This window comes from Pseudomonas sp. V88_4, assembly GCF_029967985.1.
Lineage (GTDB): Bacteria > Pseudomonadota > Gammaproteobacteria > Pseudomonadales > Pseudomonadaceae > Aquipseudomonas > Aquipseudomonas glycinae.
Map to the genome: position 1 here is coordinate 87,260 of NZ_JASCAF010000043.1, position 22,072 is coordinate 109,331.

A 22,072-nucleotide genomic window follows, 5' to 3' on the forward strand; every position below is an offset into this window, starting at 1 on the left:
GCCCTTTCATCCAATCATGGGATGTATTTTCTGACATGTTAGTCAGCTCCGTGTAGGACGGCAACCACCTAGGGTCAGAGAGGGGCAAATGGAGCGGGATTTTCGATTGGTCAAAATTACCCTTTAAGGGTAATTTCAGGGACAGGGTTTTGGTTTCTTATGGAAAAGAACACACCCCATTACGACTTGGTGGTGATCAAGGCTGAGGTCAGGCGACGGGGAAGACAGGCATTCACCAAGAGCGCAGAAAAAACCGGACTGGATCTCGGCTTCAGCATCATAGAGATGCAAGAAATCGTTTTCGAACTGCAGAACAGGATGTTGTACAAGTCGATGACCACCTATGACGATCATCGAGTCTGGCAAGACGTTTATCACACGCACTCACACGATCTGGAGATTTACATCAAGGTGACATACCGCCCCGAAGGTGGCCCACCGGTAATCTCCTTCAAGGAGAAAAACCAATGAAGACCCGGCAATGTTTCAGCTGCGGTGCACGTGAGGGAATGACACATTTCGAGGGCCGCGGCGAAACCATCAGTGTCAAAGGCATGGAACGTCGTATCGATGACCTTGCTGGCTGGGAATGTCGCAAATGCGGTGAGGTCGAGTGGGACGCCGATACCGATAGTGCAGAACGCTACACGCAAGCCGGTGATGATCTGGTGATTGCTGCCCGACAAATGATCGGTAACGAGATGAAGCGCATCCGGCGCAAATTGCACCTGACGCAAAAAGAAACGGTGCGACTGCTTTCTGGTGGCGGACACAACGCATTTTCCCGCTATGAGCGCGGCGAAGTGCTTCCGCCGAAGGCGTTGATGCTGCTGATGCGCCTGCTCGATCGCTATCCGCACTTGCTCGCCGATGCGAAAGCCCTGGGTGAAGGGGCGGATCTGAGGAACGCCTTCAAGTTCACCGAGCACAAAGAACAAGAAGCTCTCACCGTTTCCTGACTCCCAAAAAACAAACCCGGCACAAGGCCGGGTTGGTTTTATTCATCAGATCTCAATGCAGGATCTGACTCAGGAACAGCTTCGTACGATCATTCTGAGGATTGTCGAAGAAGTCGTTCGGTGCCGCCTGCTCAACGATTTCGCCCTTGTCCATGAAGATCACGCGGTTGGCCACGGTGCGGGCGAAGCCCATTTCGTGGGTTACGCAGAGCATGGTCATGCCGTCTTCGGCGAGGCCGATCATGGTGTCGAGCACCTCTTTCACCATCTCCGGGTCGAGTGCCGAGGTCGGTTCGTCGAACAGCATGATTTTCGGCTTCATGCACAGCGCGCGAGCGATCGCCACACGCTGCTGCTGACCGCCGGACAGCTGCCCCGGATACTTGTGCGCCTGCTCCGGAATGCGTACGCGCTCCAGGTAATGCATGGCGATTTCCTCGGCCTTGCGCTTGGGCATCTTGCGCACCCACATCGGCGCCAGGGTGCAGTTCTGCAGGATGGTCAGGTGCGGGAACAGGTTGAAGTGCTGGAACACCATGCCGACTTCCCGACGGATCGCTTCGATCTGCTTGAGGTCGTTGGTCAGTTCCACGCCATCGACCACGATGCGGCCCTGCTGGTGCTCTTCCAGACGGTTGAGGCAGCGGATGGTGGTGGACTTGCCGGAACCCGACGGACCGCACAGCACGATACGCTCGCCCTGACGTACGTTGAGGTTGATGTCTTTCAGCACGTGGAACTGGCCGTACCATTTGTTCACGCCCTGCATCTGAATGATGCCTTCAGGGCCCACTGGCTTTTTGATTGCTTCGCTCATCGAAAAAACTCCTAACGCTTGTGGCCAGTGTCGAGCTTGCGTTCCAGGTGCATGGAATAGCGCGACATGCCAAAACAGAAAATCCAGAACACCAGGGCGGCGAACACGTAGCCTTCGGTGGCCATGCCCAGCCATTTCGGATCGGCAGCGGCTTGCTTGACACTGTTGAGCAGGTCAAAGAGGCCGATGATGATCACCAGGCTGGTGTCCTTGAACAGCGCGATGAAGGTGTTGACGATGCCGGGAATCACCAGCTTCAGGGCTTGCGGCAGAATCACCAGGCCCATGGCGCGCCAGTAACCGAGGCCCATCGCGGCCGCGGCTTCGTACTGGCCTTTGGGGATCGCTTGCAGACCGCCGCGCACCACTTCGGCGACGTACGCCGACTGGAACAGGATCACGCCGATCAGCGCCCGCAGCAGCTTGTCGAAGTTCATGCCTTCGGGCAGGAACAGCGGCAGCATCACCGAGGACATGAACAGCACCGTGATCAACGGCACGCCGCGCCAGAACTCGATGAAGGTCACGCAGACCACACGAATCGCCGGCATGTTCGAACGCCGGCCCAGCGCCAGGACAATCCCCAGCGGCAACGCACCGGCGATGCCGACAGTGGCGATCACCAAGGTCAGCATCAGACCGCCCCATTGGCTGGTCGCCACGGTGTCGAGGCCGAAGACGCCGCCATGCAGCAGGCACCAGGCAACGATGGGGTAGACCACCAGGAAGCTCAGGCCGTACACCGCCTTGTGCGCCACGCGCTTGATGAACAGTGGCGCCACGCCGATGACCGCCAGCCACACGGTCAGGTCCACGCGCCAGCGCAGTTCCGGCGGGTAGTAGCCGTACATGAACTGGCCGAAACGCTGCTGAATGAAGACCCAGCAAGCGCCTTCCTTGGTGCAGTCGGCGCGGGTGGTGCCGACCCAGTTGGCATCGAGGATCGCCCAGCTGAGGATCGGCGGTACCACCAGGTAGATCAGGTAGAACGCAAACAGGGTCAGCAGGGTATTGAGCCAGCTGGAGAACATGTTCGCGCGGATCCACGCCATCGGGCCGAAGACCTTGGCCGGCGGTGGCATATCGGGTTTGAAAGTATGAGTACTCATGCGCTATTCCTTACCGCTCGATCAGCGCGATGCGCTTGTTGTACCAGTTCATCAGCAGGGAAATGCTGATACTGATCGCCAGGTACACGCTCATGGTGATGGCAATGACTTCGATCGCCTGACCTGTCTGGTTCAACACGGTGCCGGCGAACAGCGAAACCATTTCCGGATAACCGATACCGGCCGCCAGCGAGGAGTTCTTCGCCAGGTTCAGGTATTGGCTGGTCAGCGGCGGGATGATGACCCGCAGCGCTTGCGGAATGATCACCTTGCGCAGGGTCGGGCCGTTGCGCAGGCCGAGCGAATGCGCTGCCTCGGTCTGGCCATGGCTGACCGACTTGATGCCCGAACGCACGATCTCGGCGATGAACGCTGCGGTGTACACCGTCAACGCCAGGGTCAAGGCCAGCAGTTCCGGAATCAGCACCCAGCCACCGACAAAGTTGAAGCCTTGCAGCTTCGGCATTTCCCAGTGCACAGGTGCACCGAAGATCAGCACGCACAGCGCCGGGATCACCAGGAACAACGCCAGGCCTGCCCAGAACTTGTGGAATGGCTCGCCAGTGGCCTCAAAGCGCTTGTTGGCCCAGCGGCTCATCAGCACGATGGCGACGATGGCCACCACGATGCTGACCACGAACGCCCAGAAGCCGTCGGCCATTTGCGCGGCCGGCATGTTCAGGCCACGGCTGCTGACGAAGAAGGTGTCGCCGAAGTTGTGGCTGTTGCGCGGCCCCGGCATGGTCAGGAACACCGCGAAGTACCAGAACAGGATCTGCAGCAGTGGCGGGATGTTACGGAAAACCTCCACGTACACCGTTGCCAGTTTGGAAATGATCCAGTTCTTCGACAGACGTGCCACGCCGACGATGAAGCCGAGGATCGTGGCCAGGATCACACCGATGAAGGTCACCAGCAGCGTGTTGAGCAGGCCGATGACGAACACCCGGGCATAACTGTCCGCTTCGGTGTAGGAGATCAGGTGTTGAGCGATGCCGAACCCGGCACTGCGCTCGAGAAAGTCGAACCCCGAAGTGATACCCCGGTGTTGCAGGTTGGTCTGGGTGTTATCGAACAGATACCAGCCCAGGGAGACCACCGCCACGATGGTGATGATCTGAAATACCCACGCACGCACTCGTGGATCGCTGAGGCTGAGCCTCTGCTTTGGTGCGCCGATTGAATTTTGCATGAAGTGCCCCGGAAATAATGGAACAGAACGTCACCCGGCAGTTGGCCTGCCGGGTGACAGAACCATCAGCGCACTGGTGGTGCGTATTGAATGCCGCCGTTGTTCCACAGCGCGTTCAGGCCGCGGTCGATTTCCAGCGGAGTGCTCTTGCCGAGGTTTTTCTCGAAGATTTCGCCGTAGTTGCCGACTTGCTTGACGATCTGTACGACCCAGTCCTTCGGCAGTTTCAGGTCTTTGCCGTATTCGCCGTCTGCGCCGAGCATACGAGCGACATCCGGGTTCTTGGTCGCCTTGGCTTCAGCTTCGACGTTCTTCGAAGTGATGCCTGCTTCTTCGGTGTTCAGCAGCGCGTAGCCAACCCAACGCACGATGGCCAGCCACTCGTCGTCGCCGTTACGCACGACCGGGCCCAGTGGTTCCTTGGAAATGGTTTCCGGCAGAACTACATAGTCCTTCGGCGAAGCCAGCTTGCTGCGCTGGGCGAACAGCTGGGACTTGTCGGAAGTCAGCACGTCGCAACGACCGGATTCCAGCGACTTGGCGCTTTCATCGGAGGTGTCGAAAGTGATCGGGGTGTATTTCAGACCGTTGCCGCGGAAGTAGTCGGAAACGTTCAACTCGGTGGTGGTACCGGCCTGGATGCAGATGGTTGCACCGTCCAGCTCTTTGGCACTCTTCACGCCCAGCTTGTTGTTTACCAGGAAGCCGATGCCGTCGTAGTAGGTAATAAAGCCCGGGAATTTCAGGCCCATGCCCGCGTCACGGGAGCTGGTCATGGTGGTGTTTCGGGACAGGATGTCGATCTCGCCCGACTGCAGCGCAGTGAAACGCTCCTTGGCGTTCAGCTGACTGAACTTGACCTTGGTCGCGTCGCCGAACACGGCAGCGGCCACGGCGCGGCAGACGTCAGCATCGATACCCACGATCTTGCCGGTGGAATCCGGAACCGAGAAGCCTGGCAAGCCATCGCTGACGCCGCACTGCACGAATCCTTTCTTCTTCACTGCATCCAGGGTTGCACCCGCCTGAGCGAACCCGCTGACACCCAGTACTGCAGCAGCAGTCACGATCGCCAGCGTGGATTTCAACATCTTCATTCAAACCTCCAGTTTTGCTCTTGTTGTGTCGGAGCTTGAGTCCAGTCGCACCCTTTTGAGGCGTTGTTGACCCGTGTTGGCTTTTTTTGGGGTCAACCGACGCAGGACCTTCGCTATGAGTCTAGTAGGAGACAATCCACATCATGGACAACTCACTTCTCACCAGTCGGCCGAACGGGCGGTAGCCCTTTCACGTTCGCTAAGCCCGTTGCGGCCATTGGCGAACATCCATCACCGGATTCTTTGCTATCCCGTCGCCAGGCGTTCACTGATAGTGTTACCGCCAGGCGCGAGATCGATTGCACGACTACCTCATAGCAAAGCCCGTACCACACCGGCTGCTGAAGCGATTGAGTGACAGGTCAATAGCAAAACTTGCAGCCTTGCGACATCTTCTTAACGGATCAACCGGGCGCGCACGCAAATCACGCACTCAATGAGAGCGCCCGCACACAATTGGAGCAGCCATGACCGAGCCCTTGATTCTTCAGCCTGTTAAGCCCGCAGACGCCTGCGTGATCTGGCTGCACGGCCTCGGCGCCGACCGCTACGACTTCCTGCCGGTGGCCGAAGCGCTTCAGGAAAGCCTGCTGAGCACGCGTTTCGTCCTGCCCCAGGCGCCGACGCGTCCGGTGACGATAAATGGCGGATATGCCATGCCGAGCTGGTACGACATCAAGGCGATGAGCCCGGCCCGGGCGATCGACCGCGATGAGCTGGAAGCATCCGCCGACCGCATCATCGACTTGATCGAACAACAGCGAAGCAGCGGAATAGACGCTTCGCGGATTTTCCTCGCCGGTTTTTCCCAGGGCGGCGCCGTGGTCTATCACACCGCGTTTCTGAAATGGCAGGGGCCGTTGGGCGGGGTGCTGGCATTATCGACATACGCGCCGACCTTCAGCGATGAACTGGAGCTGTCCGCCAGCCAGCAGCGGATTCCGGTGCTGGCGCTGCACGGCCAGTTCGACAACGTGGTGCAGAACTCGATGGGACGCACGGCTTATGAGTACCTCAAGGCCCATGGTGTCACCGTGACATGGCAGGAATACCCAATGGAGCACGAAGTGTTACCCGAAGAAATTCGCGACATCGGCACATGGTTGAGCGAACGCCTGCGCTGACAATTGCGACAAGGCTCGCCCTTTGATCATCCCACTACGCCGCGCCCGTTTCTTGCATTACACTGGCCGGCGTACATTCCTTAACCAATTGATGAGATGACCGTGCTCAAAGCACTCAAGAAAATGTTCGGTAAAAGCGAGGCTGAGCAGCTCGCGCCAGTCTCCACTGCGCCGTCGCACGCCCCCGGTCATCGCAAAGATGCCAGCCAGGCCGACCGCCAGACGCCCGCCACGCCCCCAAAGCAAGAACCGAAACCCGCTCCAGCTGCCGCGCCCGCCACCGAGCCGGCCCGCAGCGAAACACCGAAACCGGCCAGACCACGTCGCGAACCCAAGCCCAAGGCGCCGGTGATTCCCTGGAAACTCGAAGACTTCGTCGTTGAGCCGCAGGAAGGCAAGACCCGCTTCCACGATTTCAAGCTCGCCCCGGAACTGATGCACGCCATCCACGACCTGGGTTTCCCGTATTGCACGCCGATCCAGGCCCAGGTGCTGGGTTATACCCTCGCCGGCAAAGACGCCATCGGCCGCGCGCAGACCGGCACCGGCAAGACCGCCGCGTTCCTGATCTCGATCATCACCCAGCTGCTGCAGACCCCGCCGCCGAAAGAGCGCTACATGGGCGAGCCCCGGGCGCTGATCATCGCGCCGACCCGCGAGCTGGTGGTGCAGATCGCCAAGGACGCCGCCGACCTGACCAAGTACACCGGCCTCAACGTCATGACGTTCGTCGGCGGGATGGACTTCGATAAACAGCTCAAGCACCTCGAAGCGCGCCATTGCGACATCCTCGTCGCGACCCCGGGCCGCCTGCTCGACTTCAACCAGCGCGGCGACGTGCACCTGGACATGGTCGAAGTGATGGTGCTGGACGAAGCCGACCGCATGCTCGACATGGGCTTCATCCCGCAGGTCCGGCAGATCATTCGCCAGACCCCGCCGAAAAGCGAACGCCAGACCCTGCTGTTCTCCGCGACCTTCACCGATGACGTGATGAACCTCGCCAAGCAGTGGACCACCGATCCTGCGATCGTCGAAATCGAAGTCACCAACGTGGCCAACGAAAACGTCGAACAGCACATCTACGCGGTGGCGGGTGCCGACAAATACAAACTGCTCTTCAACCTGGTCAACGATAACGGCTGGGAGCGGGTCATCGTGTTCGCCAACCGCAAGGACGAAGTGCGCCGTATCGAAGAACGCCTGGTGCGCGACGGCATCAACGCCGCGCAACTGTCCGGCGACGTGCCGCAGCACAAGCGAATCAAGACGCTCGAAGGCTTCCGCGAAGGCAAGATCCGGGTACTGGTCGCCACCGACGTGGCCGGTCGCGGCATCCACATCGACGGCATCAGCCACGTGATCAACTTCACCCTGCCGGAAGTTCCGGACGACTACGTGCACCGCATCGGCCGTACCGGTCGGGCCGGCGCCGATGGCGTGTCGATCAGCTTCGCCGGTGAAGACGACTCCTATCAGTTGCCGTCCATCGAAGAAAAACTCGGTCGCAAGATCAGCTGTGAAACGCCCCCGACGCATCTATTGCGGGCAGTTGAGCGCAAGCGTCCACAGTAAGCGCCGCCAAAACGAGAAGCGCAGCCGGCAACGGACTGCGCTTTTTTTTCGCCCGGATATTGTTCAACAAAACTAAAAGTCCATAATAGACAAATTAGTTTATAAACAGTCTTCGGAGTCCGGCATGTCCAGTACGCCTTACGTGATCGACCAAACCCAGGCCCGCGAGCTGCTGGCCCGGATCGATGTGCCGCAGATCCTGCGCAAGCTGTTCCGTAATCTGGCGGCCGGGCACGCCGTGCAACCGGCGCAGCAACTGGTGGAATTGCCCCAGGGCGCTGGGGACTTCATCAACTATCTGGGCGTGCTGGCCGAAGACGGCGTGTACGGGGTCAAGACCTCGCCGTACATCGTTCGCGAACAAGGCCCGCTGGTGACGGCGTGGACACTGCTGATGTCGATGCAGACCGGTCAACCGTTGCTGCTCTGCGATGCCGGCGAACTGACCACCGCCCGTACTGCTGCGACCACCGCCGTGGCGGTCGATGCCCTCGCCTCGTTGAAAGCCACGCGGCTGGCAATCATTGGTAGCGGCAAGGTCGCCCAGGCGCACCTGCATTACGTCAGGATGTTGCGCGACTGGCAGAGCATCAACGTGTACTCGCCCACCTTGAGCGAAGCCCCGGCAACCGCCCGCCAACTGCAAGCCCTCGATCCACGGGTGAGCATCGCCGAAAGCCGCGAAGCCGCCATCGCCGACGCAGATGTGATCATGCTCTGCACCTCGTCCGCGGGCCCCGTGATCGACCCGGCAACCTTGAGCAAACCGGCGCTGATCACCTCGATCAGCACCAACGCACCGCGCGCCCATGAAGTGCCGCCACAGAGCCTCAACGACATGCAGGTGTTCTGCGACTATCGTCTGACCACCCCGGGCTCGGCCGGCGAGATGCTGATCGCCCGCGAACAACATGGCTGGGACAGCGGCGCGATCATCGGTGACTTGGCGGATCTGCTCAGCGAAAAAGTGCAGCGCCCCGATTACCACCGCCACGTGTTTTTCCGCTCCATCGGTCTGGGTCTGGAAGACATTGCCCTGGCCAACGCCGTCTATCAATTGCAGCGCTGACACCGGAGATTTTCATGAGTCATGCAGATTTCATCATCATCGGCGGCGGGATTGCCGGCGCTTCCACCGGTTTCTGGCTGTCGCAACACGGCAAGGTCGTGGTGCTGGAGCGCGAGTCGCACCCGGCTTATCACTCGACCGGGCGCTCGGCTGCGCTGTTCACCGCTGCTTATGGCACAGCGCAGGTCCGGGCGCTGACCCAAGCCAGCCGCGAATTCTTCGACCATCCGCCCAGCGGCTTCTGCGAGCACCCGCTGCTGACTCCACGCGGAGAAATGACTGTCGACTTCACGGGTGACGCCGCCGAGCTGAACAATCAGTACCTCAGCGCCAAAGCCACGGTGCCGGAAATGCAGCTTCTCAGCGCGGATGAAGCCTGCGCGCGGCTGCCGATCCTGCGCCGGGAGAAAGTCCATGGCGCGATCTACGACCCGACCGCCAGCGACATCGATACCGATGCGCTGCATCAGGGCTATCTGCGCGGCATCCGTCGCAACAACGGTCAGGTGCAGACCGATTGCGAAGTGATCGGACTGAGCCGCGATGCCGACGGCATCTGGCAAGTGCAGACCAACGGCCAGACCTTCAGCGCGCCCATCGTGATCAACGCAGCAGGCGCCTGGGCCGACAAGATCGGTGCGCTGGCCGGCGCCCGGCCGCTGGGCCTGCAACCGAAACGTCGCGCGGCGTTCATCTTCGCCGGCCCCGAAGGCGTGGACATTCATCACTGGCCGATGCTGGTCAGCCTCGACGAATCCTTCTATATGAAGCCCGACGCCGGCATGTTCCTCGGCTCACCGGCCAATGCCGACCCGGTCGAACCGCACGACGTGCAGCCGGAAGAACTGGACATCGCCATGGGCATTTACCAGATCGAGGAAGCGACGACCGTGACCATCCGCCGCCCGACCCGCACCTGGGCCGGGCTGCGCAGTTTCGTCGCCGATGGCGATTTGCTGTCCGGGTTCGATCCGCAGGTGCCGGGGCTGTTCTGGGTCGCGGCCCAGGGCGGTTACGGTATCCAGACCTCACCGGCGATGGGCATGGCCAGCGCAGCGCTGGTGCGTGGCGAATCGCTGCCCGAACACCTCAAGCAATTCGGCCTGACAGCCGCCATGCTCGCCCCTGCCCGCCTGGCCTGACCGACCACCCGGATGACGCGCCCGACGGATTGCGGCACACTCGCAACGCCCCCGGATCAAGGGGGCGTTGACGTTGCCTGGAGCTCCACAGTTATGACCGCCCCCGAACACACGCCCGAGCTGCATGACGCCGCGCTGGACAACTACCACGCCATAGCCGACGCCATCGCCACGCTGTTCTTTCCCCACGCCGAAGTGGTGCTGCACGACCTGCGCACGCAGAAGGTCGACTACATCGCCAACAACCTGTCGAAACGGGTGATCGGCGATGAATCGTCGCTGGAAGACATGCTCAGCGACGACGTCAGCGAACGGAACATCGGTCCGTACGAAAAGCTCAACTGGGACGGCCAGAAGATTCGCAGCCTGAGCACCGTGCTGCGCGACAGCGAAGGTCATCCGCTGGCGGTGCTGTGCATCAACCTGAATATTTCACTGTTCGAGAATGCCAAGGCTGCGCTGGATCTGTTTCTCTCGCCGAGCAAACTGATCCCGCAACCGGACTCGCTGTTTCGCGATGACTGGCAGGAACGGATCAACACATTCCTGCACGCCTGGCTGCGCGAACGACAACTGAGCCTGAATCTGCTGACCCGCGATCACAAACGCGAACTGGTGCTGGCGCTGCACGCCGAAGGGGCGTTCAAGGGCAAGAGCGCCTCGAACTATGTGGCCAATGTGCTGAACATGGGGCGGGCCACGGTGTACAAGCATTTGAAGGAATTGAAGGGCTGAAGATTTTGCGGTGAATCTGACGGCCTCATCGCTGGCAAGCCAGCTCCCACAGGTTTTGTGTACACCGAAAATCTCTGTGGGACCTGGCTTGCCAGCGATGGCGGACGATCAGTCGCCGTAGATGTCCGACTTGAAATACTTCTCGGAAATCTTCTGGTACTCGCCACTGGCGCGAATGCCATCGATGGCAGTGTTCAACTGGCTGACCAGTTCGGTGTTGCCCTTGCGCACCGCAATCCCCGCACCCTCGCCCACGTACTTCGGATCCTTCAGCTCAGGCCCGACAAAGGCGTAACCCTTGCCGCGCGGCATCGACAGGAAGTCAGTCAGCGGAATGGTGTCGGCGAAAATCGCATCGAGACGCCCGGCCGCCAGGTCCATGTAGATTTCTTCGTTGTTGCCGTAACGCTTGACGTTGATGCCCTTGGGCTCGAACACCTCGGTGGCGTAACGATCGGTGGTGGTTGCACGCTGCACGCCGACGGTCTTGCCCTTGAGGCTGGCGTACTGGTCATCGACGCTCGCGCCTTCCTTCATCACCAGCCGCGACGAGGTGAAATAGTACTTGTGGGTGAAGTCCACCGACTTCTTGCGGTCTTCATTGATGGTCATGGACGACAGCGCCATGTCGATTTTCTTCACTTTCAGGGAAGGAATCAGACCGTCGAACTCACCCTCGACCCACACGCACTTGACCTGCATTTGCGCGCACAGGGCATTGCCGATGTCGTAGTCGAAACCGACGATTTCACCCTTGTCGGTTTTCGAGGCGAAGGGCGGATACGCCGCTTCGATACCGATGCGCAGGGTTTTCTCGGCGGCGAACGCGCTGCTGCACGCCAACAGGCTCAGCGCCAGACCGGTAATGAGGGGAAATTTCTTCATGTTCGTTCTCTCGCGGGTTGTTGTTGGTTTGGCAAGACGAAGAAGAGCAACTGCAAGCGGCAAGCCTGTAGCTTCAAGCATGAGGCTGTTTTTGTACTTGTAAATCCATATTGGACTTTCATGTACAAATCGTCAATCAGGCTAATGGCATTGCATCCGGCCGGTGGTCGGGAGGAAGGACGGGAAATAGCAGCGTTGCGGATGAAGCCATCGCGAGCAGGCTCGTTCCCACCGGGGAACGCATTCCAAAGCGGGAGCCAGCCTGCTGGCGATGACGGAGTGAGGGGCACCGCGGGGTTTACTGCTTCCAGCGATCCGCCGCCGCATGATCGCTGTCACGGCCTTCGACCCAGCGCGGGCCGTCGCTGGTGTTCTCTTTCTTCCAGAACGGCGCGCGGGTTTTCAGGTAATCCATGACGAAGGCGCAGGCATCGAACGCGGCCTGGCGGTGGGCGCTGGCAGCAGCGACAAACACGATCGGTTCGCCCGGTTCCAGCGCGCCGATGCGGTGCAGCACTTCCAGTTTCAACAGCGGCCAGCGCTGCTCGGCCTCCAAGGCGATCTTGCCGAGGGCCTTTTCGGTCATTCCCGGATAGTGTTCGAGGAACATCCCGGCGACATCGAGGCCATCGTTGAAGTCGCGCACGTAGCCGACAAAACTCACCACCGCGCCGACGCCGACATTGGCCGCATGCATCGCGTTGACTTCAGCGCCCGGATCGAACGGTTCGGACTGCACCCGAATGCGCATGGCTCAGCCTCCGGTCACAGTGGGGAAAAACGCCACTTCGTCGCCATCGACCACCGGCTCATCGAGCTGGCAGAGGTCTTCGTTGCGCGCGCACATCAGGTTCTGCTCGCTGAGCACGGCGGCGCCCTCACGCTGCGCCAGCAACGCACGAACATCATCGACGGTGGCGAAATCACCCTCGACCGTCACCGAATCCACGCCCAGCGCCTCACGGTAACGGGCAAAAAACTTCACGGTCAGGTTCATGGCTGCTCCGCCTGGAAATGCCCGCTCTTGCCGCCAACCTTTTCCAGCAGACGCACACTTTCGATGGTCATGCCACGATCCACGGCCTTGCACATGTCGTAGATGGTCAGGGCGGCGACGCTGGCGGCGGTCAGTGCTTCCATCTCGACACCGGTCTGCCCGGACAATTTGCAGCGAGCCACGATGCGCACCGCGTCGTCGCCTTCGGCACTGAGTTCGACCTTGACGCCGGTCAGCATCAACGGATGGCACAGGGGAATCAGGTCACTGGTTTTCTTCGCGGCCTGAATGCCGGCAATGCGCGCCACGGCGAACACGTCGCCCTTGGGATGGCCGCCGCTGACGATCATCTGCAGGGTGTCGGGCAGCATGCGCACCAGCGCTTGGGCCGTCGCTTCACGGAACGTCACGGCTTTTTCGGTGACGTCGACCATGTTGGCGCGACCTTGGGAATCGAGATGAGTCAGCACGGGGCCTCCTTGAGGCAGCTGCGAGCGGCAAGCTACGAGCGGCAAGTGAAAAGCGCAGTAGTCTGTAGGTATGGAATGGCTGCATTTAAGCAGTTGCAAGCGCCAAGCGGCAAGCTACAAGGCAAGAGAGAAACACTCCCTGCGCTTGCAACTTGCCGCTTGTAGCTTGTGGCTCCTGGCTGCTTTTAGAGGTGGGATTCGGCGTATTCGGCCAGAATCGAGCGAGGCACCCCTTGCAGGGTGATGTGCACCCCGTTGGGGAAATCCTTGAAGCGTTCGGTCAGGTAAGTCAGCCCGGAGCTGGTCGCGGACAGATAAGGGGTGTCGATCTGTGCCAGGTTGCCCAGGCACACCACTTTGGAACCGGCGCCGGCCCGGGTGATGATGGTTTTCATCTGGTGCGGCGTGAGGTTCTGGCATTCGTCGATCAGGATCAGGCTCTGCTGGAAGCTGCGACCGCGAATGTAGTTGAGCGATTTGAACTGCAACGGCACTTTGCTGAGGATGTAGTCGACGCTGCCATGGGTGTTTTCGTCATCCATGTGCAAGGCTTCAAGGTTGTCGGTGATGGCGCCCAGCCACGGCTCCATTTTTTCCGCTTCGGTGCCGGGCAGGAAGCCGATTTCCTGGTCCAGGCCCTGCACGCTGCGGGTGGCGATGATGCGGCGATAACGCTTGCTGACCATGGTCTGCTCGATCGCAGCGGCCAGCGCCAGAATGGTTTTACCCGAGCCGGCGGCGCCGGACAGGTTGACCAGGTGAATGTCCGGATCCAGCAGCGCGTACAGCGCCAGGCTCTGATAGATGTCCCGTGGCTTGAGGCCCCAGGCTTCCTGGTGCAGCAGCGGTTCCTGGTGCAGGTCGAGGATCAGCAGCTTGTCCTCTTCGATCTCCTTGATCCAGCCGACGAAGCCCTGCTCATCGATGATGAACTCGTTGATGTGCACGGCAGGCAGGTTGTCGATCAGCTGTACCTGATGCCAGGTGCGGCCGTGGTCCTGACGGGTTTCGACCTTGCTCACGCGGTCCCAGAAAGAGCCGGTCATGTTGTGATAGCCGTTGGGCAGCAGGGACACGTCGTCTACCAGTTGGTCGGTGCTGTAGTCCTCGGCGTCGATCCCGCAGGCGCGCGCCTTGAGGCGCATGTTGATGTCTTTGGTGACCAGCACCACCGGTTTGCTCGGTTCGCGGGTGTGCAGGTCGATCAGCTGGTTGATGATTTTGTTGTCGTTCAGATGCTCGGGCAGAATCAGGTTCGATTCGGCCTGTTTGCTCATCAGAATCGACAGCAAGCCCTTCGGGCCGCCCTTGCCGCGCTGGATCGGCACGCCCTGTTCGACGTCATCGGGTGAGGCATCGCCCAAGGTCTTGTCGATCAGCCGGATCGCCTGACGGCACTCGGCGGCCACGCTGTGATGCCCGCTCTTGAGCTTGTCCAGCTCTTCAAGCACGGTCATCGGGATCGCGACGTGGTGTTCTTCGAAATTCAGCAGGGCGTTCGGATCGTGAATCAGTACGTTGGTATCGAGTACATAAAGGATTGGCTGGTTGGAGGAAGGGCTACGTCCGTGATCATCCATACTCGGTCACCTTTGTGGGAGCCATTCGACGCAATACCTCGGCGGTGCTGCGCCTCGAAGTGACTGCCGAATCCACCTGCACAGCTTTTGTCGGGATAGCAGGTGAACCGCACACAAAATGGGTCTTGGAAGACGCCACCTGTGTTGCAGGTTTCGGCGGTCTGACTTCGTAATACTCCAAAACCCGTGACAGAAAAAAGCACTTTGACGCTTTTTTGAAGTTTATTTTGCAAAGTGACGAAAAGCCCTTGGCGGACCGCCCTGCCCCCGTTAGAGTCGGAAGTCCGCCCGCATCAAATTCCGCAAAAAAATCACCCCAGGCCCAATGTTTCCGGGCTCTTGCCGTTTTTCAGCGAAACGCGTCCTGACAGTCTTCCCAGCCGATACCGCTTTGCGCGGTTTGCGTGATCAGCCACGGCAACGCGGTCTTCACCGCATCCTGCTTCATGTTGAAATTGATCACCCCGTGCCGCCACAACAGCATCAGGGTCAGCACCCGCTGCGCGCTCGGAGCGCCCTTGAGCTTGCCGGCGCCGTCCTGGGCATCGATGTCCCACAACGCCACTTGCAGGCCCTGACTGTTGAAGAAACCACGGGCATCGCTTCGACGTTGCCCTTCCGGCGGACGGAACAGCGGCACGTAGTTTTCCGGCAGCTTGTTGCGGACCAGATCGGCACTGCGCCGCACCGAATCCTGCCAGTCCTGCCAGTGGCTGTGGGAGCGGAACTCCCAGCCCTGCACGCCGACGCACTGCTGCGAAAACGCCGCTTGCAGGCTGCTGACGGAACGGTCGGCCAGCCGCGCCTGGACATCCTTGCCCAGCATGAAAAAGGTGCCGCTCAGGTTCGACTTGCGCAGGTACTCGGTGAGCCAGTCGGTGTTGTCCGGTTGCAGGTTGGCAGCGCTGTCGAAACTCAGCAGAAACAGGCGGTCGTGCATGTCGTCGCCGTTGCGCTCGTAGTCTCCGAAATGATCGAGTTCGCTGCTGGTCTGCGGCGAGAGCGCAGCCTTGCGCATCAGCTCATCAAGGTATTGCAGGTGGAAGATCCGGCTCGGTTCGGCCCATTTGGTGTAATAGCTTTCATCGCTGACCACGAATTTGGCAGCCTGCTCGCGCAGGGTCGGCAGGTCTTCGACGAGGAAGCAGAACGAGGCATCCTGATCGCAGCTTTGCTGGGCGAAGTTGTAGTTGGCGAGCAGACGCTGCCACAGGCGTTCGCGCAGACTGTTGATCGCATCCAGATTGACCGTGCGCAGCCCCAGGCGCTGGGCCAGCGCCGCTTCGTCCAGCGCTTCGGTGCCGAGCAGACTCCGGGCGAACATCAGGATTTCCGCCCGCGAGGCGACGTCGAACAGGGTCGGATTGTCGAGCTTTTCCGGCCAGGTGCTGCGATCCAGCGTCGCGATATCGCCCGGCGCCGCAACGGCACCGACGCTCAACAGCCACGCGGTGAAGAAAAGAACAATGCGCAAAGGGCGTCTCCATAACAAAACCCGCGCGGCACTATAGCCGATCCGGCTGGTAAACCGCCGATCACCTATGGACTTGATAGCTGGAGTCATCCGTCCCAAGCCCCTAGAATCGCCCCCACGATTAAAGGAGACGACTTCATGCTGATGGTGATTTCCCCCGCCAAGACCCTCGATTACGAAACACCGCCGGCGACCCAGCGCTTCACCCAGCCGCAATACCTCGACCATTCCCAGGAACTGATCCAGCAACTGCGCGAGCTGAGCCCGGCGCAGATCAGCGAACTGATGCACGTGTCCGACAAGATCGGCGGCCTCAACGCCGCGCGTTTCGGCAGCTGGACACCGGCGTTCACCCCGGAAAACGCCAAACAGGCACTGCTGGCCTTCAAGGGCGACGTCTACACCGGGCTCGACGCCCAGAGCTTCAGCGAAGCCGATTTCGACTACGCGCAACAGCACCTGCGCATGCTCTCCGGCCTTTACGGCCTGCTGCGGCCGCTCGACCTGATGCAGCCGTATCGCCTGGAAATGGGCACCAAACTGGCCAACGCCCGAGGCAAGGACTTGTACGCCTTCTGGGGCACGCGCATCAGCGAATGGCTGAATGAAGCGCTGGCCGACCAGGGCGATGACGTGCTGCTGAACCTGGCGTCCAACGAATACTTCTCGGCGGTCAAACGCACAGCGTTGAACGCGCGGATCATCAACACCGAATTCAAGGACCTGAAAAACGGCCAGTACAAGATCATCAGCTTCTACGCCAAGAAAGCCCGGGGCCTGATGAGCCGCTTCGTGATCCAGCAAAAAATCAACGATCCGGCCCTGCTCAAGCAGTTCGATGTGCAGGGTTATCGCTACAGCGCCGAGCAATCGAAACCGGATAATCTGGTGTTTCTACGCGATCACGCCCCCGAATAAAGCATGCCTAATGCACGACTCTTTATATGGAGAGTCGTGCAGCTCGCACGATGTCAAAAAACCCTCGCCACATTTCGCCATTTTACTGGCGCCAAAAAAACCTCCCTGTCTTTTCTAAGATTAGTTTCACTCGACACTGATCATTTTTTTCAGTAGTGGCACCTAAATTTTTTCACCGTAGTGGCACAAAACTATCTAACGTGATTTTTCGCCTGTTATTAAAGGTCGAAAACGAAACTGCTATCAAATTGATACTGGTGCCATCTCTGACAATATTTCAAGAAATTTCAGATTTCGCGATGAGCGGACAGGAACTTCGTCCGAATGCATAGCTCATACCACCGGTAACGATTCTCGCCGAGTTTGTACGAGATAACTTACGCGGAGCAGATAGCCATGTAACCAAGTTGTCACAGCAACTTGCCTAGATGACTAACTAGTCTCAAAACAGACGATGGACAGGAGATAAGCACCATTAATATCCCCTACAAAGGCCATGGCCGCGCCCTTATAAACGTGCTCGCCTGAGCACCCAACCGCTTGATTTACGGGACTTTCATCCTGACATCGAGCGCGCAAGACGATTGCACAAGAGTCTTCTCCAAAGAAGATCGGCTGCATAACAGGGCACGTCATAACAACAAGGCCTGGTTACGCACATCTTGAGTGCACTTATTTAGACACTCGAAACTTAGTATGCCTGCACACGGCATTGTGGCGCCTGTATGCCGCACTTTCGAGTGCACTAATGAACGCTGAACACCATTAACTCCGGCCCTCTAAGGCCTGATATATACAGAGGTAATTGCGATGCGCATCAGCATATTTGGTTTGGGTTACGTTGGCGCAGTATGTGCCGGTTGCCTGTCTGCTCGGGGCCACGACGTGGTGGGCGTCGATGTTGCCAAAGACAAGATCGACATGATCAACGCTGGCAAATCTCCCATTGTTGAACCGGGCCTGGGTGAGCTGTTGGCACAAGGTATCCAGACCGGCCGTCTGCGCGGTACAACCAACTTCGCCGAGGCGATTCGCGACACCGACCTGTCGATGATTTGCGTCGGTACACCGAGCAAGAAGAACGGCGACCTGGAACTGAACTACATCGAAGCGGTGTGCCGCGAGATCGGTTTTGTCCTGCGTGAAAAGTCCACCCGTCACACCATCGTCGTGCGCAGCACCGTTCTGCCGGGCACTGTCGCAAACGTTGTCATCCCGATTCTCGAAGACTGCTCGGGCAAGAAAGCCGGCGTTGATTTCGGTGTTGCCGTGAACCCTGAGTTCCTGCGCGAATCCACCGCGATCGCCGACTACGACCAGCCACCGATGACCGTCATCGGCGAACTCGACAAGGCGTCGGGCGACGTTCTGCAGTCGCTGTACGAAGAACTCGACGCACCGATCATCCGCAAGGACATCGCCGTCGCCGAGATGATCAAGTACACCTGCAACGTCTGGCACGCGACCAAAGTGACCTTCGCCAACGAGATCGGCAACATCGCCAAAGCCGTGGGCGTCGATGGCCGCGAAGTGATGGACGTGGTCTGCCAGGACAAGACCCTCAACCTGTCCCAGTACTACATGCGCCCGGGCTTCGCCTTCGGCGGTTCGTGCCTGCCAAAAGACGTGCGCGCCCTGACCTACCGCGCCGGTTCCCTGGACGTCGAAGCGCCGCTGCTCAACTCGCTGATGCGCAGCAACGAATCGCAAGTGCAGAACGCCTTCGACATCGTTGAAAGCCACGACAAACGCAAAGTCGCCCTGCTCGGCCTGAGCTTCAAGGCCGGCACCGACGACCTGCGCGAAAGTCCGCTGGTGGAACTGGCCGAGATGCTGATCGGCAAGGGTTACGACCTGAGCATCTACGACAGCAACGTCCAGTACGCCCGTGTCCACGGCGCGAACAAGGACTACATCGAGTCGAAGATCCCCCACGTATCGTCCCTGCTCAACGCGGACTTCGATTCGGTGATCGACAACTCCGACGTGATCATCCTCGGCAACCGCGACGAGAAGTTCCGCGCCCTCGCCGAAGAAGCGCCGCAGGGCAAGCAGGTGATCGACCTGGTGGGCTTCATGTCCAAGGCCACCAGCGCCGGTAGCCGCACCGAAGGCATCTGCTGGTAACTCGGCCCTAAGCGACAAGCCTCGAGCTGCAAGCCAAAGCGTTTCACTTGCAGCTCGAAGCTTGAAGCTTGTCGCTTAAAGCTCCCATCACCTTCGGATGACGGTCATGTCCAAGCTCAAACATTTTTTTCTGCAATCTGCCGGCTGGCTTTTGTTTCTGAGCCTGCTGATGGGCCTGGCCCTGATGCTGCCCACGTCCACATTCGACTCCGAGTCGAAGGACTTCATTTTCCTGATTGGCGCCGTGGGTATCTGGCGCTATTCGATGGGTGCCACGCACTTTGTACGCGGCATGATTTTTCTCTACATCGTCTACCCGCACCTGCGCCGCAAGGTTCGCAAGCTGGGTAAGGCGGCGGATCCGTCCCATGTGTTTCTGATGGTCACCAGTTTCCGCATCGACGCGTTGACCACCGCGCAGGTTTACAGCTCGGTGATCCGCGAAGCCATCGACTGCGAACTGCCGACCACCGTGGTCTGCTCCATCGTGGAAATGTCCGATGAGCTGCTGGTCAAGGCACTGTGGGCGCGGATGAATCCGCCAGACCGCGTGAAACTCGACTTCGTACGCATTCCCGGCACCGGCAAACGCGATGGCCTGGCCTATGGTTTCCGCGCGATCTCCCGTCACCTGCCGGACGACCGCGCCGTGGTGGCCGTGATCGATGGCGACACCGTGCTCGGCGAAGGCGTAGTGCGTAAAACCGTGCCGTGGTTCCAGATGTTCGGCAACGTCGGCGGCTTGACCACCAACGAATTTTGCGAAGTGCGTGGCGGCTACATCATGAGCGAGTGGCACAAGCTGCGTTTCGCCCAGCGCCACATCAACATGTGCTCGATGGCCCTGTCCAAGCGCGTGCTGACCATGACCGGGCGCATGTCGGTGTTCCGCGCCACCGTGGTCACCAACCCGGAATTCATCGCCGACGTCGAAAGTGACTCGCTGCAACACTGGCGTCTGGGCCGGTTCAAGTTCCTGACCGGCGACGACAAATCGAGCTGGTTCAGCCTGATGCGTCTGGGCTACGACACCTTTTACGTGCCGGACGCCGCGATCAACACCGTTGAACACCCGCCGGAAAAGAGCTTCATCAAGGCCAGCCGCAAACTGATGTTCCGCTGGTACGGCAACAACCTGCGGCAGAACTCGCGAGCGCTGGGCCTGGGTGTGAAACGCCTCGGCGTCTTCACCTCGGTGGTGCTGTTCGACCAGCGCGTTTCGATGTGGACATCCTTGCTCGGCCTGACCGTGGCAATCATCGCCAGCTTCAAGTACGGCACCGCGTTCATCCTGGTTTACCTGCTGTGGATCGGCATCACCCGTCTGATCCTGACGCTGCTGCTGTCCTGCTCAGGCCACCGGATCGGTCCGGCCTACCCGGCGATTCTCTATTACAACCAGATCGTCGGTGCGCTGGTGAAGATCTACGTGTTCTTCCGCCTCGACCAACAATCCTGGACTCGCCAACCCACTTCCCTGACCCGTGATCTCGCCAGCTTTCAACGTTGGTTCAACACCTGGTCGTCTCGGACCATGACCTTCTCCGCCGGCAGCATTTTCGTCGCCGTGCTGCTGATGATGGTCTGACCTGCCCCTATTGAATTAACAAGGAAATCGCCCCCATGAATACCGCCGTCAACGTCAACGTAGTGCATGAATCCGAAGCCCAGCGTCAGCACGCCCGTGTGAAAATCCCGGCCAAGCTGCGTTTCTTCGGCCCCGACCGGACTCCGGTTGAAGCGCGGGTCCTCGACCTGTCCGCCGGTGGTCTGGCGTTCAACGCCGGACAACTGCCGCTGACCGTCGGCGAGGTGTACAAGGCGCGTCTGCAGTTCGTCATCGACAACCTCGGCCTGGCCATGGACGTTGAACTGCAAGTGCGCTCCTACGACCGCCAGACGGGTCGTGCTGGCTGCCAGTTCCAGAACCTCGAGCCGCAGGACATTTCGACCCTGCGTCACCTGATCACTTCGCACCTGGCCGGCGACATCGTCAGCATCGGCGAAGTGCTGGCAACCCTGCAGCGCGACAACTTCACCAAGGCCCGCAAGGTCAAGGACAGCGACTCCGGCATGACCCCGTTCGGGCGTCTGAAAGCGGTGACCTTCAGCGCCGGTATCTTCGCGGTCGGCCTGGTGGCGGCGGGTTTCATTTTCAAATCGGTGTACAGCATGTATTTCGTCAGCCATGCACAGGCCGGTCTGGTCAGCGTGCCGGGAATGAACATCACCATGCCGCGCGACGGCACCGTACAAAGCCTGGTGAAGTCCGACGGCGTCGCCGCCAAAGGCGCTCCACTGGCAACCTTCAGTACCAGCATGCTCGACGTACTCAAAGGTCACCTGGAAGAAGATCAACTGTCTCCGGCCAAGGTTGAAGAACTGTTCGGCAAGCAAATGACCGGCACCCTGACCTCGCCCTGCGATTGCACCGTGGCCCAGCAACTGGTGGCCGACGGTCAGTACGCGAGCAAGGGCGACGTGATCTTCCAACTGGTGCCGCGCAACACCCAGGCCACCGTCGATGCGCGCTTCTCCTATCGCCAGTTCGGCGACGTGCGTCCGGGCACTCCGGTGAGCTTCCAGATCGCCGGCGAAGACAAGACCCGTACCGGCAAGATCGTCAGCAGCACCAGCCTGAAAAGCGCTGACCTGTCATCCGACATCCGCGTGCAGATCCAGCCTGACGAGCCGCTGGACAGCCGCTTCGCCGGCCGCCCGGTGGAGGTGAACAGCGACCGTGGTCCGAACCTGAACTGGCTGATCGACAAAGCCATGGCTGCCGGTCTTTAAGTCGAGGAC

21 protein-coding genes are annotated in these 22,072 nt (G+C 59.8%); 11 read left to right on the forward strand and 10 right to left on the reverse strand.

Annotated elements, in window-relative coordinates:
• Nucleotides 1–159 precede the first annotated feature (159 nt).
• Together QLG12_RS19755 and QLG12_RS19760 are read left to right on the forward strand one after the other, a co-directional pair.
• Nucleotides 160–471: a type II toxin-antitoxin system MqsR family toxin gene (locus QLG12_RS19755; protein WP_074691191.1), complete on the forward strand. Its 312-nt coding sequence runs from the start codon at nucleotides 160–162 to the stop codon at nucleotides 469–471.
• Nucleotides 468–959 carry a type II TA system antitoxin MqsA family protein gene (locus QLG12_RS19760; RefSeq protein WP_197869766.1) on the forward strand — a complete coding sequence of 164 codons (492 nt, stop codon included), beginning with the start codon at nucleotides 468–470 and terminating at the stop codon, nucleotides 957–959. The genes QLG12_RS19755 and QLG12_RS19760 overlap by 4 nt, the downstream gene beginning before the upstream one ends.
• Before the next feature lie 52 nt (nucleotides 960–1,011).
• Here QLG12_RS19760 and QLG12_RS19765 read toward each other — a convergent pair whose 3' ends face one another.
• The 4 genes from QLG12_RS19765 to QLG12_RS19780 all read right to left on the reverse strand — a co-directional run bounded on the left by QLG12_RS19765 (nucleotide 1,012) and on the right by QLG12_RS19780 (nucleotide 5,174).
• Nucleotides 1,012–1,776, reverse strand: coding sequence for an amino acid ABC transporter ATP-binding protein (locus QLG12_RS19765; RefSeq protein WP_007957337.1), 765 nt, complete (start codon nucleotides 1,774–1,776; stop codon nucleotides 1,012–1,014).
• Between the two features lie 11 nt (nucleotides 1,777–1,787).
• Complete coding sequence (locus tag QLG12_RS19770; RefSeq protein WP_011332573.1) at nucleotides 1,788–2,885, reverse strand: amino acid ABC transporter permease; 1,098 nt, start codon at nucleotides 2,883–2,885, stop codon at nucleotides 1,788–1,790.
• Nucleotides 2,886–2,895: 10 nt separating this feature from the next.
• Nucleotides 2,896–4,077: an amino acid ABC transporter permease gene (locus QLG12_RS19775; RefSeq protein ID WP_236193180.1), complete on the reverse strand. Its 1,182-nt coding sequence runs from the start codon at nucleotides 4,075–4,077 to the stop codon at nucleotides 2,896–2,898.
• Nucleotides 4,078–4,142: 65 nt separating this feature from the next.
• A complete protein-coding gene (locus QLG12_RS19780) occupies nucleotides 4,143–5,174 on the reverse strand; it encodes an amino acid ABC transporter substrate-binding protein (RefSeq protein ID WP_064382445.1) in 1,032 nt (343 codons plus the stop codon).
• 467 nt (nucleotides 5,175–5,641) lie between these two features.
• Between QLG12_RS19780 and QLG12_RS19785 the strand changes: the two genes are divergently transcribed.
• The 5 genes from QLG12_RS19785 (at nucleotide 5,642) to QLG12_RS19805 (ending at nucleotide 10,819) form a co-directional block, all read left to right on the forward strand.
• Nucleotides 5,642–6,298: an alpha/beta fold hydrolase gene (locus QLG12_RS19785; protein ID WP_197869765.1), complete on the forward strand. Its 657-nt coding sequence runs from the start codon at nucleotides 5,642–5,644 to the stop codon at nucleotides 6,296–6,298.
• A gap of 96 nt (nucleotides 6,299–6,394) precedes the next feature.
• Nucleotides 6,395–7,873 (forward strand): ATP-dependent RNA helicase RhlB, encoded by a 1,479-nt coding sequence (gene rhlB, locus QLG12_RS19790; RefSeq protein ID WP_197869764.1) that lies wholly within the window; start codon nucleotides 6,395–6,397, stop codon nucleotides 7,871–7,873.
• Nucleotides 7,874–7,997: 124 nt separating this feature from the next.
• The gene (locus QLG12_RS19795) at nucleotides 7,998–8,942 is read left to right on the forward strand and encodes an ornithine cyclodeaminase family protein (RefSeq protein WP_282475110.1); all 945 of its coding nucleotides are present in this window, start codon (nucleotides 7,998–8,000) and stop codon (nucleotides 8,940–8,942) included.
• A gap of 14 nt (nucleotides 8,943–8,956) precedes the next feature.
• Nucleotides 8,957–10,084, forward strand: a complete 1,128-nt coding sequence (locus QLG12_RS19800) for an FAD-binding oxidoreductase (protein WP_197869762.1) — start codon at nucleotides 8,957–8,959, stop codon at nucleotides 10,082–10,084.
• 93 nt (nucleotides 10,085–10,177) lie between these two features.
• The gene (locus QLG12_RS19805; RefSeq protein ID WP_007957327.1) at nucleotides 10,178–10,819 is read left to right on the forward strand and encodes a PAS domain-containing protein; all 642 of its coding nucleotides are present in this window, start codon (nucleotides 10,178–10,180) and stop codon (nucleotides 10,817–10,819) included.
• 108 nt (nucleotides 10,820–10,927) lie between these two features.
• Here the strand turns inward: QLG12_RS19805 and QLG12_RS19810 are convergent, their stop codons facing one another.
• The 6 genes from QLG12_RS19810 to QLG12_RS19835 all read right to left on the reverse strand — a co-directional run bounded on the left by QLG12_RS19810 (nucleotide 10,928) and on the right by QLG12_RS19835 (nucleotide 16,225).
• Complete coding sequence (locus QLG12_RS19810; protein WP_011332566.1) at nucleotides 10,928–11,704, reverse strand: ABC transporter substrate-binding protein; 777 nt, start codon at nucleotides 11,702–11,704, stop codon at nucleotides 10,928–10,930.
• A gap of 298 nt (nucleotides 11,705–12,002) precedes the next feature.
• Complete coding sequence (gene moaE, locus QLG12_RS19815; protein ID WP_064382452.1) at nucleotides 12,003–12,455, reverse strand: molybdopterin synthase catalytic subunit MoaE; 453 nt, start codon at nucleotides 12,453–12,455, stop codon at nucleotides 12,003–12,005.
• A 3-nt stretch (nucleotides 12,456–12,458) separates the two neighbouring features.
• Nucleotides 12,459–12,701: a molybdopterin converting factor subunit 1 gene (moaD, locus tag QLG12_RS19820; protein WP_197869761.1), complete on the reverse strand. Its 243-nt coding sequence runs from the start codon at nucleotides 12,699–12,701 to the stop codon at nucleotides 12,459–12,461.
• Nucleotides 12,698–13,171, reverse strand: coding sequence for a cyclic pyranopterin monophosphate synthase MoaC (gene moaC, locus QLG12_RS19825; protein WP_007957321.1), 474 nt, complete (start codon nucleotides 13,169–13,171; stop codon nucleotides 12,698–12,700). Before moaC ends, moaD begins: the two co-directional genes overlap by 4 nt.
• A gap of 185 nt (nucleotides 13,172–13,356) precedes the next feature.
• Nucleotides 13,357–14,751, reverse strand: coding sequence for a PhoH family protein (locus tag QLG12_RS19830; protein WP_011332563.1), 1,395 nt, complete (start codon nucleotides 14,749–14,751; stop codon nucleotides 13,357–13,359).
• 349 nt (nucleotides 14,752–15,100) lie between these two features.
• Nucleotides 15,101–16,225 carry a polysaccharide deacetylase family protein gene (locus QLG12_RS19835; protein WP_282475111.1) on the reverse strand — a complete coding sequence of 375 codons (1,125 nt, stop codon included), beginning with the start codon at nucleotides 16,223–16,225 and terminating at the stop codon, nucleotides 15,101–15,103.
• A gap of 138 nt (nucleotides 16,226–16,363) precedes the next feature.
• Between QLG12_RS19835 and yaaA the strand changes: the two genes are divergently transcribed.
• From yaaA to QLG12_RS19855, 4 genes are all read left to right on the forward strand, one after another.
• Nucleotides 16,364–17,143 (forward strand): peroxide stress protein YaaA, encoded by a 780-nt coding sequence (yaaA, locus tag QLG12_RS19840; RefSeq protein ID WP_236193186.1) that lies wholly within the window; start codon nucleotides 16,364–16,366, stop codon nucleotides 17,141–17,143.
• Nucleotides 17,144–17,953: 810 nt separating this feature from the next.
• Nucleotides 17,954–19,270 carry a UDP-glucose/GDP-mannose dehydrogenase family protein gene (locus QLG12_RS19845; RefSeq protein ID WP_197869758.1) on the forward strand — a complete coding sequence of 439 codons (1,317 nt, stop codon included), beginning with the start codon at nucleotides 17,954–17,956 and terminating at the stop codon, nucleotides 19,268–19,270.
• 106 nt (nucleotides 19,271–19,376) lie between these two features.
• Entirely contained in the window at nucleotides 19,377–20,858 is a 1,482-nt protein-coding gene (gene alg8 / locus QLG12_RS19850; RefSeq protein WP_197869757.1) for a mannuronan synthase, read from the forward strand.
• Between the two features lie 35 nt (nucleotides 20,859–20,893).
• On the forward strand, nucleotides 20,894–22,063 hold the full coding sequence (locus QLG12_RS19855) for an alginate biosynthesis protein Alg44 (RefSeq protein WP_197869756.1): 1,170 nt from the start codon (nucleotides 20,894–20,896) through the stop codon (nucleotides 22,061–22,063).
• The last annotated feature ends 9 nt before the right edge of the window (nucleotides 22,064–22,072 follow it).

Coding starts and splice junctions, on each gene's coding strand:
- QLG12_RS19795 (WP_282475110.1), top strand. CDS start 7,998: ATGTCCAGTACGCCTTACGTGATCGACCAAACCCAGGCCCGCGAGCTG.
- QLG12_RS19855 (WP_197869756.1), top strand. CDS start 20,894: ATGAATACCGCCGTCAACGTCAACGTAGTGCATGAATCCGAAGCCCAG.
- alg8 (WP_197869757.1), top strand. CDS start 19,377: ATGTCCAAGCTCAAACATTTTTTTCTGCAATCTGCCGGCTGGCTTTTG.
- yaaA (WP_236193186.1), top strand. CDS start 16,364: ATGCTGATGGTGATTTCCCCCGCCAAGACCCTCGATTACGAAACACCG.
- QLG12_RS19785 (WP_197869765.1), top strand. CDS start 5,642: ATGACCGAGCCCTTGATTCTTCAGCCTGTTAAGCCCGCAGACGCCTGC.
- QLG12_RS19770 (WP_011332573.1), bottom strand. CDS start 2,885: ATGAGTACTCATACTTTCAAACCCGATATGCCACCGCCGGCCAAGGTC.
- QLG12_RS19775 (WP_236193180.1), bottom strand. CDS start 4,077: ATGCAAAATTCAATCGGCGCACCAAAGCAGAGGCTCAGCCTCAGCGAT.
- QLG12_RS19805 (WP_007957327.1), top strand. CDS start 10,178: ATGACCGCCCCCGAACACACGCCCGAGCTGCATGACGCCGCGCTGGAC.
- QLG12_RS19755 (WP_074691191.1), top strand. CDS start 160: ATGGAAAAGAACACACCCCATTACGACTTGGTGGTGATCAAGGCTGAG.
- moaE (WP_064382452.1), bottom strand. CDS start 12,455: ATGCGCATTCGGGTGCAGTCCGAACCGTTCGATCCGGGCGCTGAAGTC.
- QLG12_RS19810 (WP_011332566.1), bottom strand. CDS start 11,704: ATGAAGAAATTTCCCCTCATTACCGGTCTGGCGCTGAGCCTGTTGGCG.
- QLG12_RS19830 (WP_011332563.1), bottom strand. CDS start 14,751: ATGGATGATCACGGACGTAGCCCTTCCTCCAACCAGCCAATCCTTTAT.
- QLG12_RS19780 (WP_064382445.1), bottom strand. CDS start 5,174: ATGAAGATGTTGAAATCCACGCTGGCGATCGTGACTGCTGCTGCAGTA.
- QLG12_RS19765 (WP_007957337.1), bottom strand. CDS start 1,776: ATGAGCGAAGCAATCAAAAAGCCAGTGGGCCCTGAAGGCATCATTCAG.
- QLG12_RS19845 (WP_197869758.1), top strand. CDS start 17,954: ATGCGCATCAGCATATTTGGTTTGGGTTACGTTGGCGCAGTATGTGCC.
- QLG12_RS19800 (WP_197869762.1), top strand. CDS start 8,957: ATGAGTCATGCAGATTTCATCATCATCGGCGGCGGGATTGCCGGCGCT.
- rhlB (WP_197869764.1), top strand. CDS start 6,395: ATGACCGTGCTCAAAGCACTCAAGAAAATGTTCGGTAAAAGCGAGGCT.
- moaD (WP_197869761.1), bottom strand. CDS start 12,701: ATGAACCTGACCGTGAAGTTTTTTGCCCGTTACCGTGAGGCGCTGGGC.
- QLG12_RS19760 (WP_197869766.1), top strand. CDS start 468: ATGAAGACCCGGCAATGTTTCAGCTGCGGTGCACGTGAGGGAATGACA.